16 protein-coding genes are annotated in these 15897 nt (G+C 36.5%); 15 read left to right on the plus strand and 1 reads right to left on the minus strand.

What is annotated here, in order from left to right; all coding sequences use genetic code 11:
• Nucleotides 1-29: 29 nt before the first annotated feature.
• Nucleotides 30-1031: an LLM class flavin-dependent oxidoreductase gene (locus tag V6E76_RS10610; protein ID WP_247352736.1), complete on the minus strand. Its 1002-nt coding sequence runs from the start codon at nucleotides 1029-1031 to the stop codon at nucleotides 30-32.
• A 122-nt stretch (nucleotides 1032-1153) separates the two neighbouring features.
• Here V6E76_RS10610 and V6E76_RS10615 point away from each other — a divergent pair, with 122 nt between their 5' ends.
• From V6E76_RS10615 to yqeH, 15 genes are all read left to right on the plus strand, one after another.
• Complete coding sequence (locus V6E76_RS10615; RefSeq protein ID WP_247352738.1) at nucleotides 1154-2287, plus strand: cysteine desulfurase family protein; 1134 nt, start codon at nucleotides 1154-1156, stop codon at nucleotides 2285-2287.
• 29 nt (nucleotides 2288-2316) lie between these two features.
• Nucleotides 2317-3420 carry a tRNA 2-thiouridine(34) synthase MnmA gene (gene mnmA, locus V6E76_RS10620; RefSeq protein WP_247352740.1) on the plus strand — a complete coding sequence of 368 codons (1104 nt, stop codon included), beginning with the start codon at nucleotides 2317-2319 and terminating at the stop codon, nucleotides 3418-3420.
• Complete coding sequence (locus tag V6E76_RS10625) at nucleotides 3420-4064, plus strand: tetratricopeptide repeat protein (protein ID WP_247352742.1); 645 nt, start codon at nucleotides 3420-3422, stop codon at nucleotides 4062-4064. Before mnmA ends, V6E76_RS10625 begins: the two co-directional genes overlap by 1 nt.
• Nucleotides 4065-4069: 5 nt before the next feature.
• Nucleotides 4070-6430 (plus strand): SF1B family DNA helicase RecD2, encoded by a 2361-nt coding sequence (gene recD2 / locus V6E76_RS10630; RefSeq protein ID WP_247352744.1) that lies wholly within the window; start codon nucleotides 4070-4072, stop codon nucleotides 6428-6430.
• 243 nt (nucleotides 6431-6673) lie between these two features.
• Entirely contained in the window at nucleotides 6674-9301 is a 2628-nt protein-coding gene (gene alaS / locus V6E76_RS10635) for an alanine--tRNA ligase (RefSeq protein ID WP_247352746.1), read from the plus strand.
• A 59-nt stretch (nucleotides 9302-9360) separates the two neighbouring features.
• Nucleotides 9361-9624: an IreB family regulatory phosphoprotein gene (locus tag V6E76_RS10640; RefSeq protein WP_026866463.1), complete on the plus strand. Its 264-nt coding sequence runs from the start codon at nucleotides 9361-9363 to the stop codon at nucleotides 9622-9624.
• A complete protein-coding gene (gene ruvX, locus V6E76_RS10645; RefSeq protein ID WP_026866462.1) occupies nucleotides 9617-10048 on the plus strand; it encodes a Holliday junction resolvase RuvX in 432 nt (143 codons plus the stop codon). The genes V6E76_RS10640 and ruvX overlap by 8 nt, the downstream gene beginning before the upstream one ends.
• The gene (locus V6E76_RS10650; protein WP_370545384.1) at nucleotides 10045-10356 is read left to right on the plus strand and encodes a DUF1292 domain-containing protein; all 312 of its coding nucleotides are present in this window, start codon (nucleotides 10045-10047) and stop codon (nucleotides 10354-10356) included. The genes ruvX and V6E76_RS10650 overlap by 4 nt, the downstream gene beginning before the upstream one ends.
• A gap of 57 nt (nucleotides 10357-10413) precedes the next feature.
• Nucleotides 10414-11541, plus strand: coding sequence for an endolytic transglycosylase MltG (gene mltG / locus V6E76_RS10655; protein ID WP_247352749.1), 1128 nt, complete (start codon nucleotides 10414-10416; stop codon nucleotides 11539-11541).
• 44 nt (nucleotides 11542-11585) lie between these two features.
• A complete protein-coding gene (locus V6E76_RS10660) occupies nucleotides 11586-12251 on the plus strand; it encodes an O-methyltransferase (RefSeq protein ID WP_156889139.1) in 666 nt (221 codons plus the stop codon).
• A 14-nt stretch (nucleotides 12252-12265) separates the two neighbouring features.
• Nucleotides 12266-12886, plus strand: a complete 621-nt coding sequence (gene udk / locus V6E76_RS10665) for a uridine kinase (protein WP_026866458.1) — start codon at nucleotides 12266-12268, stop codon at nucleotides 12884-12886.
• Between the two features lie 27 nt (nucleotides 12887-12913).
• On the plus strand, nucleotides 12914-13390 hold the full coding sequence (greA, locus tag V6E76_RS10670) for a transcription elongation factor GreA (protein ID WP_166626619.1): 477 nt from the start codon (nucleotides 12914-12916) through the stop codon (nucleotides 13388-13390).
• On the plus strand, nucleotides 13383-14084 hold the full coding sequence (locus V6E76_RS10675) for a 5'-methylthioadenosine/adenosylhomocysteine nucleosidase (protein WP_247352751.1): 702 nt from the start codon (nucleotides 13383-13385) through the stop codon (nucleotides 14082-14084). The genes greA and V6E76_RS10675 overlap by 8 nt, the downstream gene beginning before the upstream one ends.
• 179 nt (nucleotides 14085-14263) lie before the next feature.
• Nucleotides 14264-14788, plus strand: coding sequence for a YqeG family HAD IIIA-type phosphatase (locus V6E76_RS10680; RefSeq protein WP_247352753.1), 525 nt, complete (start codon nucleotides 14264-14266; stop codon nucleotides 14786-14788).
• Between the two features lies 1 nt (nucleotide 14789).
• Nucleotides 14790-15896: a ribosome biogenesis GTPase YqeH gene (yqeH, locus tag V6E76_RS10685; protein WP_247352755.1), complete on the plus strand. Its 1107-nt coding sequence runs from the start codon at nucleotides 14790-14792 to the stop codon at nucleotides 15894-15896.
• Nucleotide 15897: the final 1 nt, after the last annotated feature.

A 15897-nucleotide genomic window follows, 5' to 3' on the forward strand; every position in this document is an offset into this window, starting at 1 on the left:
CTTAAAGTCAGGTGCACATTTGTCTTTAATTATTGTTCGTTATAATCACTCACAACCTCAGCAAATAGGTCGTAGGATTTCAATAATGCATCCATGTCATAAATATACGAAGCGACAATCAATTCATCTACATTATATTTATCTTGGAATTTTTCTAAACTCGCCATCGCGTCAGCTTTATCGCCTAAGAACTGAATCGGGAATTGCTGTTTAATTGTATTTTCCTCCATTGGCGTCCATAATCCATCCATGGAATCGACAGGCGGTTGAAGTTGCTCTCTCTTATTTCTAATTAGTCCAATAATAGTTTGATAATGCGTCGTTGCTAAATATTCTGCCTGGGATTTTGTATCAGCTAAAATAACATTAACTGATGCCATTTTATACGGTTTGTCGAGTTGTGCACTCGGTACAAAATTATTTTCATATATAATAAATGCTTCATTCATCTGAGCTGGTGCAAAGTGTGAAGCAAAGGCATAAGGTAAGCCGAGTTTAGCCGCGATGTGGGCTGAATCTGTTGAAGAGCCCAGTACATATAAGGGGACGTTTGATCCTTCTCCTGGATATGCAACTAAGTCAGCCCCGTTATCTGCTAGGTAACGACGGAGTTCTTCTATTTCATCTTTAAATGAGAATACACCTTCGTGGTTACTGCGCCTAATTGCATTAGCAGTTAACATATCTGTACCTGGTGCACGGCCAAGTCCTAAGTCTAAACGATCTCCAAAAATGGCATGGAGTGTACCGAATTCCTCCGCAACAATGTAAGGGGAGTGGTTAGGTAGCATGACACCACCAGAGCCTACTCTAATCTCATCAGTATTTTGCAAGATATGTTGGATAAGTTGTCTAGTCGCACTGGATGCAAGAGATCTCATATTATGGTGTTCTGAAATCCAGTATCTTTGATAGGTTGTTTTATCCACGTGTTTAGCTAATGTAATCATATCTTCAAAAGCACCTGTAGCATTTGATCCTTCTCGTACAGGAACTAAATTTAATACAGATATATTAATATTTTTCGACATTTGTGAACCTCCATGAATTTATAATATTTATTACATTTTCTTATATCCAAACAGAAAAGTATAAATATCTGCTCGAACATGATAAAATCTATAAGAATTATGTATGAGATAAGAGGGATAGTATGTCAATTTATGTAGATTATGCAGCGACAACACCAATTGATGAATCAATATTACAAAAGATGCTTAATAATGCGGATAAGTTTGGAAATCCATCAAGTATTCATCGGGTTGGTAAGGAAGCGAAAGCTTTTTATGAACAATCACGTCAACGAGTTGCCAAATATCTAAATGCAAGAGCTGACGAAATTGTCTTTACAGGGAGTGCAACGGAGGCAAATAATTTTGTCATTCGTGGGGTTAGTGGATTTTATGAAAAACCTCATATTATTACAACGACTGTTGAACATGCTTCTGTTAAGGAAACTTTTGATGATTTAAAAGAGAATGTTGATATTACTTATTTGAACGTCAACGAGGCAGGTTTAATAGATGTTGATGAGCTAAAGGCTGCACTTAGACCAGAAACAAAGCTCGTTTCGATAATCATGGTAAACAATGAAACAGGTACGATTCAACCTGTTGAAGAGATCGCGAATGTCTTGAATGAAACTGATGTCCTTTTCCACATCGATGCAGTCCAAGCATTTAAGCAACTACCTATTGATGTTAAGGCATTGTCCTGTGATTTCCTTACATTAAGTGGACATAAATTAAATGCGCCTAAAGGTATAGGTGTCCTATATGTGAAACACAATACACATATTAAACGCATGATTACTGGTGGCTCCCAGGAAAGGGAACGTCGAGCGGGTACCGAAAATACTTTGTATGCTTATGCAATGAGTTTAGCGGTAGAAAAGGCAGCTGAAAATAGAGAGAGAAATACAGAGCAACTTAATGTTTTAAAAGATTCCTTCATTAAGTCACTAGAAGATGAGAAAGTACCATTTGAAATCAATGGAGACATTTCTAATCAGACAGGACATATATTGAATTTATATTTCCCGTGGAGTGAATCGGAATACTTGTTAACAGCCTTAGATATGAAAGGTGTATATGCCTCTGGTGGCTCAGCTTGTAATGCGGGTACAGTTGTCCCTTCACATGTTATTACAGCCATGTACGACAAAGACCGCAGCAAGCATTCCTTACGCTTTAGTTTCTCAGAACAACTATCCCCCTCAGATATAAAAACAGTTTCGAGCGCTTTAAGTAAAATATATAATAATTTAAATGATAACGGCTTTATTTAAGCTACAGAAAAAGAAAGGAAGATTTACAAATGTCTAATAATGACACTACTGTAGTCGTTGGTATGAGCGGCGGTGTAGACTCTTCAGTCACAGCAAAACTCTTATTAGAACAAGGCTATAACGTGATCGGTATTTTTATGAAAAATTGGGATGATACAGATGAGTTCGGCGTATGTACAGCAACTGAGGACTACGAAGATGTGAGGTTGGTTGCTGAAGAAATCGGTATACCATATTACTCTGTTAACTTTGAAAAGGAATATTACGACCGTGTATTCCAGTATTTCCTCGACGAATATAAAAAAGGACGTACACCTAACCCAGATGTGATGTGTAACAAAGAAATTAAATTTAAAGCATTCTTAGACCATGCAATGAAGCTTGGAGCGGATTATGTCGCAACTGGTCATTATGCTAGAGTTGAGCATGATGGTGAAAATGTACGTATGCTTCGTGGTGTAGATAATAATAAAGATCAAACTTATTTCTTGAATCAATTGTCTAAAGAACAACTTTCTAAAGTGATGTTCCCACTCGGTCACCTTGAGAAAAAAGAAGTGCGTGAATTAGCACATCAATACGATCTAGCAACTAAAGATAAAAAAGATTCAACAGGAATTTGTTTTATCGGAGAAAGAGACTTTAAACAATTCTTAAGTAACTATCTACCAGCAAATCCGGGAAGAATGATTAATTTAGAAACTGGTGAAGACAAAGGACGCCATGATGGTTTAATGTATTACACTATAGGACAAAGACAAGGTCTTGGTATTGGTGGAGATGGCGGGCCTTATTTCGTTGCAGGTAAAAATCTAGAAACAAACGAATTGTACGTTGTACAAGGTGATGGGGCCAATGCCTTAACTTCAACGAGACTACTTGCAAGTGAAGTGAACTTCATAAACCCAGTTGAAGATACTTTTGAAGCAACAGCGAAATTCCGCTATAGACAAAAAGATGTGCCGGTAACTGTTAAAGTGCTAGGTGACGATCAGATTGAGGTCACTTACGATTCAGCAAATGCTGTCACACCAGGCCAAGCAGTTGTACTCTATGACGGTGATACAGTGATTGGCGGGGCAACGATTGATTCAGTATATAGAAATGATGAAAAATTGGAGTATTTGGCTTAATGTTTGCATATAAGACGCTCATCGAAAAAGGTGATTATGAAGCGGCTTTAGAAGAAATCTTTAAAGCAATAGATGAATCACCCAAAGAAGAAACACACTATATAAACGGTGCCGTTGTTTTGTCTACTATCGGGAAAATAGAAGAAGCAGAGCGCTTTTTACAACAAGCACTCCTTATTGATCCAGATAGTTTTAGTGCTTTATATACGCTTGGCAATTTATATTTTGATGCTGAGCGTTATAATGAGGCAAGAACAGTTTATTTAACGGCTTATGGTAGTAAAATGGAAGATGGAGATTTAAATTTCATGCTAGGTCGTACACATGTCAATACCGGTGAAATTAGAATGAGTATCCCATTTTTTGAAAAAGCATATCAAAGCATGCCAGAAGACCCAGATTTATTGTTTAATTATGGTTTAGCATTGTGTCAAGTTGAGCAATATGAACCGGCAGTTAAACTGTTATCTGCTGTGACTGAAAAAGTCGATCATGCAGACGCTGAATATAATCTAGGACTTGCAATTTACATGCTAACTGAAGATAAGAGTAAGGCAACTGAACATTTTAAGAAGGCGACTGAAATTCAAAGAGACCATCATTTAAGTCATCACGCTTTGAAAAAATTTAATGAGTTGGAGTAGATTCTATGGCTGATCACGGACAAACTTCAATATATGACGAACTTTATATTATCGGTGATGTGGACCGCGTTATCTTCATGAGTGAAGATTCGCGGTTTCATGTATTGAAAGTAAATATAACAAAAACAAATACTAAGTTCCGTGATGATGGTATAGTCACCGGTTTCTTTCATGAAATAGAAGAGGGTGAAAGTTACCGTTTTGTCGGTAAGGTAACAAGCCACCAAAGATTTGGTGAGCAATTTGCAGCAGATAGTTTTCATAAGGAAATTCCAGATACTAATGAAGGACTGATTCAATACTTCTCTAGTGATAAGTTTCCTGGAGTAGGTACTAAAACAGCAGAAAAAATTGTTGAAACGCTTGGTTTAGAAGCCATTAGTATCATTACAAATGATGACGACGCTCTAAATAAGATCAAGGGTCTAACAAAACAAAAAAGACAGATGATAACTGATACTGTTAGACAGTCTAACCTATCAGATGAAGCTTATTTGTTGATGATTAATTTAAATATAGAACCATCTAAGCGTTCTAAAATTATTGATACATATAAGAGTGATACTTTAAATATATTGAGAAATCACCCTTATCAACTCGTCAGTGATATCTTTGGCATAGGTTTTAAAAAGGCTGACCAAATCGCCTTGAATTCAGGTATTAATGCGGATGATCCAGAGCGCTTGGTTGCTGGTGTCATGTATACGATTAGCGATGAAATCAATGCGGTCGGTCACACTTATACGACTGTTGATTTAATACAAGATAAGACCTTAACCCTCTTAAATACATCAAAAAATTACTTTACCAAGAGTGATATTGACGTGGCGCTTGAAACCTTAGCTTTAAACAAGAAATTAATCTTAAAAGATCAACGTGTCACGATGCCGAATATCTATCATTCTGAGTATAAAGCAGCGAATAAGCTTTCTCATATTATGGATTTTAAAATCGATGAGATTGATGTGGATGAAGCTAGACATACCATTAAAGAAATCGAAAAATCATTCGATATAAATTATAGTGACAAACAGCGAACATCGATATTAAATTCTATCACTGAAAAGGTTTCGATAATTACGGGTGGACCGGGTACTGGTAAAACAACAATAGTTAAAGGGATTATCGCCCTGTATAAAGAAATGTATGACTATAAAAATTTCAGTGAATATGAAGATGGGGAATATCCTATTAAACTTGCTGCGCCAACAGGTCGTGCAGCGAAGCGGATGGCGGATACTTCAGGTATAGAAGCGAAGACGATTCACAGGATGATTGGCTGGGGTCAAGATACCGAAGCGGACGACATTTTAGACAATGAGATTGATGCAGAATTAATAATTATTGATGAAATGTCCATGGTCGATACATGGTTGTTTTATCAGTTGATGCAAAATGTAATGCCACATACTAGGCTCGTTTTTGTAGGAGACAGTGACCAATTGCCATCAGTTGGTCCCGGTCGAGTATTTAAAGATTTAATTAAATCTAATGTTATAAATACGACAATTCTCGACACAGTTTACCGTCAAGGTGAGGGTTCTTCTATTGTTAGTCTTGCTTACGACATTGCTAATGGTAATCCTATGAATATCACAGATAAGTTTAAAGACAGGGTGTTCTTTCCTGCAAATACGAACCAAATTGTAGAAGTTGTTGACAAGGTCGCTACAAGAGCTGTAGAAAAGGGTTATGACATGAGAGACATTCAAGTACTCGCCCCGATCTACAGAGGACCTGCAGGAATTAATACTCTGAATCAACTACTCCAAGGTATACTAAATCCTGAAAGTGACGACAAAACTGAAATAGAATTCGGCGATAAAGTATTTCGTAAGGGTGATAAGGTCATTCAACTTGTTAATCGAACAGAGGATAATGTATTTAATGGTGACTCTGGCATAATTTCCAATATCTTTTTAAAATCAGACGGCGAAACAGACAAGGACAAAATTGTCGTTGAATTTGAAACTGGACATATTTCCTATGAAAGAAAAGATTTAATGGAGCTTTCACATGCCTACTGTACGAGTATTCACAAAGCTCAGGGTAGTGAATATCCAATCGTCATTATGCCTATCGTCTCTAGTTATTACCATATGCTACTTAAAAATATAGTATATACGGGCATTACACGTGCGAAAGAATCCTTGGTTTTATGTGGGGACCCGAATGCATTTTACAATGCAATTAATAGAGAAGGAATCGAAAGAAATACGATGTTAGAAGAATTCCTAAGAGCATATTGTAAAACATTCCTACAACCGACAGCCTTGCCAGAATTTCTAACAGAAGAAGTCGTCAACAAAGAATTAGTAGATCCAATGATTGGTATGGACGGTATTACGCCGTATGAATTTGTTTGACACTTAAACCTTAAGATTTTATAATTGATTTAAATTTACTGGAATTTTAAATATGCGGATTGTTTTTTTAAGAGACATTGCGGTTGGTGCAAGCAATGAGACCCCGCCTATGTGCTACTTTCCAGTTATACTAATAATGCTAAAGTGATGACTATGTCATAAACTGGGTGGTACCGCGGTAACTATCGTCCCTTTTTTACAAGGGGCGATTTTTTATTTTATATAATAACAGGAGTGATAATGATGAAACAGTTAACTGGTAATGAAATACGTCAAATGTTTTTAGATTACTTTAAGGCACATGATCATATGGTAGAACCAAGTGCGTCTTTAGTACCTGTCGATGATGATTCACTATTATGGATCAATTCAGGTGTGGCAACTTTAAAAAAATATTTTGATGGTCGTACAGTGCCTACAAAACCTAGAATCGTTAATGCACAAAAGGCAATCCGTACAAATGATATAGAGAATGTTGGCTTTACAGCACGTCACCATACATTCTTTGAAATGTTAGGTAACTTTTCAATCGGGGATTATTTTAAAAAAGAAGCAATTATTCGTGCTTGGGAATTTTTAACACATGAAGATTGGATTGGTTTCGATTCTGATTTACTTTATGTGACTGTTCACCCGGAAGATATCGATGCTTATAATTTATGGAAAGATGTGATTGGCTTAGATGAATCACGTATTATTCGTATCGAAGGGAACTTCTGGGATATAGGAGAAGGCCCTTGTGGACCAAACAGTGAAATTTTCTATGACCGTGGTGAAGCTTACGATACAACAAGTCCAGAGAGCGAAATGTATCCTGGTGGAGAGAATGAACGCTATCTAGAAATTTGGAACTTAGTATTTAGTGAATTCAACCATAATAAAGATGGTTCTTATACACCACTTCCAAAGCAAAATATTGATACGGGTATGGGCTTAGAGCGTATTACGAGCGTTATTCAAGATGCGAAAACAAACTTCGATACTGATTTATTTACACCAATCATTAAAGAAATTGAAGTGGTATCTAAGAAAGAATACGGTGTAAATGATACTTACGATACTGCATTTAAGGTCATTTCTGACCATATTAGAACGGTTGCATTTGCGATTGCTGATGGGGCACTACCATCGAATGAGGGACGTGGTTATGTCCTCCGTCGCTTAATTCGTAGAGCTGTGAGATTCAGTAAAGACTTGGATATTAACCAAGCCTTTATGTACCAGTTGACGGATGTTGTAAGTGAAGTTATGGGTGGGTTCTATCCAAATGTTTCTGAGAAAAAAGACTTTGTAAAAGAAGTTATTAAAGGTGAAGAGGAACGGTTCTTGCAAACACTTGATGAGGGTATCAAAATCTATCAAGGATTACGTGATCGTGCTAAACAAACGAATGGTGTGATTGATGGTAAGGATGCATTTAAACTTTATGATACTTACGGCTTCCCTTATGAGTTAACAGTAGAATATGCCGCCTTAGATGGTTTAACAGTTGATGAAGCAGTATTCAATGAAGAGATGGCTCAACAAAAAGAACGCGCAAGACAAGGTAGAAAGAGCGGGGACTCTATGCAAGTGCAGTCTGAAACCTTCCATAGCATTACCTCCCCAAGTGTATTTAAAGGTTATGAGACCACATATGTTGAATCAACTTTAGATTATATTGTAAAAGATGATCAACTCGTTGATTCAGTTGAAGAAGGTAAAGTTGAAGTCATATTCAGTGAAACTCCATTCTACAGTGAAAGTGGTGGACAAATTGCAGATACTGGTATTATTTCTAACCAGTATGGTAAAGCAGAGGTCGACTACGTTTACAAGGCGCCAAATGGTCAAAATGTTCATGTGATTAATGTTGTAGAAGGTCGCTTAACCAAAGGAGAAAGTTATCAACTTCAAGTAAACACAGAAAAACGCCGTTTTGTAATTAAAAATCATACTGCAACTCACTTATTACACCAAGCATTGAAGGAAGTTATTGGTGAACATGCCAACCAAGCGGGATCACTTGTACAAGCTGAACGTTTACGTTTTGACTTCTCTCATTTAGAGTCGATATCTAAGGCAGATTTACAACAGATTGAAGACATTGTAAACGAAAAAATCTATGCAGGTTTAGATGTTGTTATTAAAGAAATGCCAATCGATAAAGCGAAAGAGCTTGGTGCAATGGCGCTCTTTGGTGAGAAATATGGTGAAATTGTACGCGTGGTAAATATAGATAATTATTCAGTCGAACTATGTGGTGGGATACACGTTGGTAATACTTCTGATATCGGTGTATTTAAAATTGTTTCAGAAAGTGGTATTGGCGCCGGCATTCGTCGTATTGAAGCAGTTACAAGTAAATTTGCAGTCAATGTCTATAAGGAAGAAGAAGATAAACTATCACAAATTGATCAATTACTAAAATCAAAACCAGAAAATACGGTTCACAAACTAGAAACACTATTAACAGATAAAAAAGAACTACAGATTGCTTACGATGGGTTAAAACGTGAACTTCAAGAAACCAAACTCAATGATTTATCTGCATCAACAGTTGAAATTGACGGTATCAATGTAATTCGCCAAGAAGTTGAGGCATCAAATGCCAAAGAATTACGTGAACAAATGGACGTCATAAAATCACAAAATCAGGATGCGGTTATCGCGCTTAGTGCAGTAACGGGTGACAAAGTATCACTAGTCGTCACTGTGCCTAAGGAATTGACAGAAAAAATCCATGCTGGACAAATTATGAAGGGCATGGCAGAAATTGTAGGCGGCAAAGGCGGCGGCCGTCCTGATATGGCTCAGGGAGGGGGAACAAACCCTGAGAGTATAACAGCAGCATTACAATTTGTTGAAGAGTATATTAAAGATAATGTATAAAACGCTGTAAAATGTTATAATATGAACCAAATATAGATGTATGAATAGGAGTGCTTTTAGTGGACCAGTTCGATAAAACTATGAAGTTCAGTGTAGATGAACGTAAGGAAGAGAACGTTAAAAATGTCTTAACTAACGTTTATAACACTTTGGAAGAACGCGGCTATAATCCTATTAATCAAATTGTCGGTTATCTGCAAAGTGGGGATCCTGCCTATATTCCTCGCCATAATGAAGCACGTAATCAGATTAGACACATTGAACGTGATGAGATTATGGAAATTTTAGTGAAGAATTATGTCGACAAAGAGATAAATGGTTAGAATTCTCGGGCTCGATGTAGGCACAAAAACAATTGGTGTGGCCATGAGCGATGCTTTAGGTTGGACTGCTCAAGGACTGACTACACTAAAAATAGACACGCATCAAGATGATTACGGCATAGATGAACTTGTAGACATTGTTAAAAAGTATGAAGTAGATACAGTGGTTGTAGGTTTACCTAAAAATATGAACAATACGATTGGGGAAAGTGGAGAAAGATCTCAACATTTTGCCGAATTACTTGCTCTTGAACTCACAGATGTTAAAATAACTCTGTGGGATGAGCGCTTAAGCACGGTCGCTGCCGAACGTTCATTACTAGAAGCTGATTTATCACGCAAAAAAAGAAAAGCGGTTATTGATAAGATGGCTGCAGTATTTATACTACAAGGCTACTTAGATAATCCGCATAAAGGAGCATGAATATGACGAGCGAGAATACAGAATTTAACAAAGAAGAAGAACTACTTACGCTTTATGATGAGGATGGTTCAGAAGTACTTTACAGAAAAATGCTCGAATTTTATCACCCAGAATTCGATAAGAACTACGTTATCCTTGCTGAAGAAGGAAACTTTAGTGACGAAGAAGAGGATATCGAGCTTATCCCAATGATTAACGTTCCCGATGAAGAAGGCGACGGCGGTAAATTCCTACCAGTGGAAACTGACGATGAATGGGACATGATCGAAGAAGTTGTAAACACACAAATGGATGATTACGACGAGTAATACCCTCCAGCTTCCAATAGAAATATTGGAAGCTATTTTTTCAGAAAGGATAAATCTATGAGTAAATACGATGATGTTAAATTTTCAAAAAATGTATCGTCTTACCTCACACTTTTTATCGTAATTATTTTAGTTGTTATTTTAATCGTCGGTATTATTTCAGCCTTTTTATATATTAGAAGTGGTTTACAACCCGTCGATGAGGATTCAACTGAAACAATTGAAATGTCCATAGAACAGGGCTATTCTGCTAGTGACATTGGGGATTTATTAGAAAGTGAAGGCATTGTTAAGAATGGTACGATGTTTGAGTTATACTTACGTTTAAATAGTATTTCTAGCTATCAAGCAGGTACATATCAAATGTCACCCGCAATGGATTTCGAGCAGATCGCTCGAACATTAGAAACCGGTACGATATATGAGGAAGTTCAGTATAGATTAACAGTTCCAGAAGGCTATACAATTGAAGAAATCGCTGGCCAGATTGAAAGCAATACACCTGCTTCAGCAGATGACTTCCTAGAACTCATGAATGATGAGGAATTTATTGATGAATTGATAAGTGAGTACCCAGAGATGCTAACGGATGAAATTAAGGAAGAAGATATTAAGTATGCACTTGAAGGGTATCTCTATCCTGCAACCTATGATATTACAACAGAAGAACCAGACTTAAAACAATTGGTGAGAAATATGCTGAATGCAACAAAAGAGAACAGTTATAACTTATATACATCGTCACCTGATTATACAATTACTTATGAAGGTGAATCGCGTACTTTAACATTCCATGAATTCTTGACGTTCTCATCATTAATTGAAGAAGAAGCGACCTCCCTTGCGGACCGTTCACGAATCGCGAGTGTATTTTTAAATCGCATGGCATCCGTTCCAACAATGCCACTACAAACAGATCCCACTGTACTTTATGCACTTGGGGAACACCAAGAAGTGGTCTTGTATGAAGATCTTGAGGTTGATGATCCTTATAACACATACATTCACAACGGCTTAACACCAGGACCTATTGCTGCACCAGGTTTAGAATCTGTTCAAAGTACATTAAATCCATCAGATACTAATTATTATTACTTCCTAGCGGATAGTGAAGGTAATAACCACTTTGCAGAAACCTATGAAGAGCATAACGAAAATAGAGAGAAATATATTGATGGAGAATAATATGCGCTTTTCAAATTAATTGAAATGTGTTATTATCTATCGTAATGGATGAACAACTGATAACTTTGTTATCAGTTGTATTTTTTGTATATGGTGATCAGATGGAACTAAAACAATATATTAGAGAATTGAATACAGAGGCTGAGATATTTATAGATATATATGACTACGCAGTTAAGCACCATGTTCCAATCATTGATGGCGATGCCTTAAATGCTGTTAAACAGTACATATCTATTAAAGGTGCAAAAAACATCTTAGAGATTGGAACGGCTATTGGCTATAGTGCTTTGCATTTTGCAAGCGTTGACGACGATATTCACGTGACAACGATCGAAAAGGACGAAGCGAGTCATAATATTGCAAATGAAAATATCAACAACAGCCCATATAAGGATAGAATTACAACGATCCTAGCCGATGCTAAAACAGTTGAACTAAATCAAAAAGATTTTGATTTTCTATTTATAGATGCATCAAAAGGAAACAATCAATTCTTTTTCGATAAATATAAGACTTATTTATCCGATGATGCGCTGATCATTGTAGACAATATTTTTATCCGTGGGCTAATCACTGAAGATGAAATTGAGAATAAAAACAAAAGAAAACTTCGTGATAAGGTTAGGGAATTCAATCAGAATATGAAAGATAGTGAGTATTCGACTTCATACTTAAATATCGGAGACGGCTTACTAGTCATTTACTAAGGGTGTGTACGCAAATGGAAAAACCGACGATAATAGGAATTGCTGGGGGTTCAGGTTCTGGTAAAACTTCAGTTACTAGAAAAATTATGGAATCACTTGAAGGACACAGCATTGTTCTTATCGAACAGGACTACTATTACAAAGATCAGAGTGAGAAGACCATGGATGAAAGATTACAAACCAACTATGACCATCCATTTGCTTTTGATAATGATCTACTGATTCAACATATCAACCAGCTGATAAATAGGGAAACGATTGATATACCGACTTATGATTATGCTAACCATACAAGAAGTACTGAAACGATAAGGGTAGAACCTAAAGAAGTAATCATCATTGAAGGTATTTTCGCCTTAGAAAATGAAACGCTTAGAGATCTTATGGATGTGAAACTTTATGTAGATACGGATTCAGATATTCGTATTTTACGTCGTTTGGCACGTGATATCAAAGAACGTGGTCGCTCACTAGATTCAGTGATCGATCAGTATTTATCAGTTGTTAGACCAATGCATCTTCAATTTATTGAGCCTACCAAACGCTTCAGTGACATTATTATTCCTGAAGGTGGGGAAAATATGGTGGCAATCGATATCATTACAACGAAGATTAGAACTTTAATCAACGAATAAAAGATTTATATTTAACGGAGGATTACGATGGAAAACAAAAAAGAATACCCAATGACACAAGAAGGTTTTGAGCAATTACAAGTTGAACTAGAGGAATTAAAAACAGTTAAAAGACCAGAAGTGGTTGAGAAAATAAAGGTTGCACGTAGTTTCGGTGACTTATCTGAGAACTCAGAGTACGACGCAGCTAAAGATGAACAAGGTTTTGTTGAAAAAGAGATTACTAAAATTGAAGAAATGATTAGACACGCTGTTATCATTGAAGATAATGGTGATAAAAACACTGTTGGTTTAGGTAATACAGTAACATTTACTGAAGTGCCTGATGGTGATAAAGAATCATATCAGATCGTTGGTAGTGCAGAAGCGGATCCGTTTGAAGGAAAAATCTCGAACGAATCTCCAATGGCACAAGCACTATTAGGTGCAAAATTAAAAGACGAAGTCGATGTACCCTTACCAAATGGTAACTCAATGAAAGTGAAAATCGTGAAAATTGACTAAGTTTACAGTCGGTATCGTAGGTGCAATGGAACCTGAAGTTGCCTTGTTAAAAACGGCGATGACAATAGAGAGAGAAGAATCGCTTATTCACACTACTGCCTATATTGGACAGTTGAATGGGCAGAATATTGTCTTAGTCCAGTCTGGGATTGGTAAGGTGAATGCGAGTATCATTACGGCATTAATGATTGAGCGCTATGATTTAGATTATTTAATAAACACTGGCGTCGCTGGTGCTTTATCAAATAAATTAGACGTAACAGATATGGTGATTTCAACAGATGTCACACATCATGATGTGGATGCAACTGCCTTCGGTTATGTATTGGGCCAAGTTCCTGGCATGCCAGAGGTTTATCATAGTGATGATCAGCTTCAAGCACTCGCCCTATCTATAATCAACAATAACGAAGAGATTAAAGGACAATGTGGTCAAGTTGTAAGTGGTGATTCATTTATCGATAGTAAAGTAGAAAAAGATAACATTCTTAGTAATTTTGCTGATGCACTTTGTGTAGATATGGAATCAAGTAGTATTGCACAAACTTGCTATCAATTTGAGACACCATTTTTAATTATGCGTTCGATGAGTGATAAAGCGGATGATAGTGCGGACATGAGTTATGATGAATTTTTAGCTCGGGCTTGTGTTCATTCTTCTGAAGTTGTAAAATCAATATTAAGAGAACTGTAATGTGGAGGTAGCTATGTTATTCTTAATGATTCTTGCAATTGTATTTACGGTTATTATTGGCTTTGTTGTTTACACAGAAACTGAAACGGAAGACCCTGAAATAATCGAGTAGTAAAATGCGCACCTTAAACTATTTAAGGTGCTTTTTTTGTGTATTATCACTAATTTGGAGAGAGCTTATGACAATTATTGAAGATAAATTTTTACCTAGCCATTTTGTGAAAAGATATGAAGATATTACTGTTGAATTTTTAAAAGCGCATAATATTAGTGCTGTCATGACGGATTTAGATAATACCTTGGTTGCTTTTGACGAAGCGGATGCAGATGATAATGTACTTAAGTGGATTCAGTCACTTGAAGCTTCCAATATCAAGTTGCTCATCTTATCAAATGGACGTCATGAGAGAGTAAAAGCATTTGCTGAACCGCATGGTATAGATTATATTGATAGTGCTAGAAAACCAATGCTTGCAAACTTTCATAAAGGCTTGAAATTATTAGGTACTAAAAAGAAAAATACTGTGATGGTCGGAGACCAGTTAATGACAGACGTACTGGGTGCAAATCGGGTTGGCATAAAAAGTGTACTCGTTATCCCTGTCAAAGAAAAAGATGGATGGGCGACCTACTTAAACCGCCGTATAGAACGTGTTATAATGAAGTACTTTAAGAAAAAGAACATGATTACCTGGGAGGATTAATTTGACAGACATAAAATGTATCGGTTGTGGCAGTGTACTCCAAACCAATGATAAGAATAAAGAAGGCTATATAACAGAGTCTGGCTTAAAGAAAGATGAACCTATTTGTCAGCGTTGTTACCGCTTAAGACATTATAATGAGGTACAAGAAGTCTCTATGGATTCTGGTGACTTCTTAACCATGTTGAATTCACTTTATGAAACAGATAGCTTAATTGTAAAGGTCATCGATGTATTTGATTTTGAGGGTAGTATTATACCATCATTTAATCGAATCGTCGGAAAAAAACAGGTCTTAGCAGTCATTAACAAAATTGACTTATTGCCAAAATCAACGAATACATCTAGATTAGTTGAACGTGCCAAAAAGATGCTTAAGGACGAAGGTATAACTGCAAATGATACGATAGCAATCAGTGCACTTAAAGGAAAACACTTAGATGAATTATTGAAAAAGATAAGTAGTATGGCACAAGGTAAGGATGTCTATATTGTCGGTACGACAAATGTTGGGAAATCTACTTTAATCAATAAACTACTAGAAGATAATACGGGCTTAAAACATGTGATCACGACAAGCAATGTTCCAGGGACTACACTTGGCATGATTGATATTCCTCTCGGTGATAATCAAACGATGTATGACACACCAGGTATTGTTGTGGATTCACAAATCTCACATTTTGTAAACGCAAGTGACTTAAAATTTGTATCTCCAACAAAAGAGATTAAATCAAAGACTTTTCAGTTGAATAGTGATCAAACTCTGTTTATCGGTAATCTTGGACGTATAGACTATACAGAAGGTGACTCAAATAGTTTTTCTGTCTACTGTAGCCAACACCTTACCGTTCACCGAACTAAAACGACAAATGCCTATGACTTTTACAGTAAGCATTTTAATGAATTGTTGGCACCCCCAACCATAGAAGAAGATTTCTTAACGTCAAATTACGACGAATATCAATTCGATTTACATGGTGCGAGTGATGTATTGATTAGTGGTCTAGCCTTTATTTCTGTAGCAAAGAAAGCGAAGGTAAGTGTTCGAGTACCTAAAGATGTAAATGTTACCGTACGACCGACCATTTTTAAAGGAGTGCAGTAAG

Origin of the sequence: Jeotgalicoccus huakuii, assembly GCF_036665975.1 — a bacterium.
Taxonomy (GTDB): Bacteria; Bacillota; Bacilli; order Staphylococcales; family Salinicoccaceae; genus Jeotgalicoccus; species Jeotgalicoccus marinus.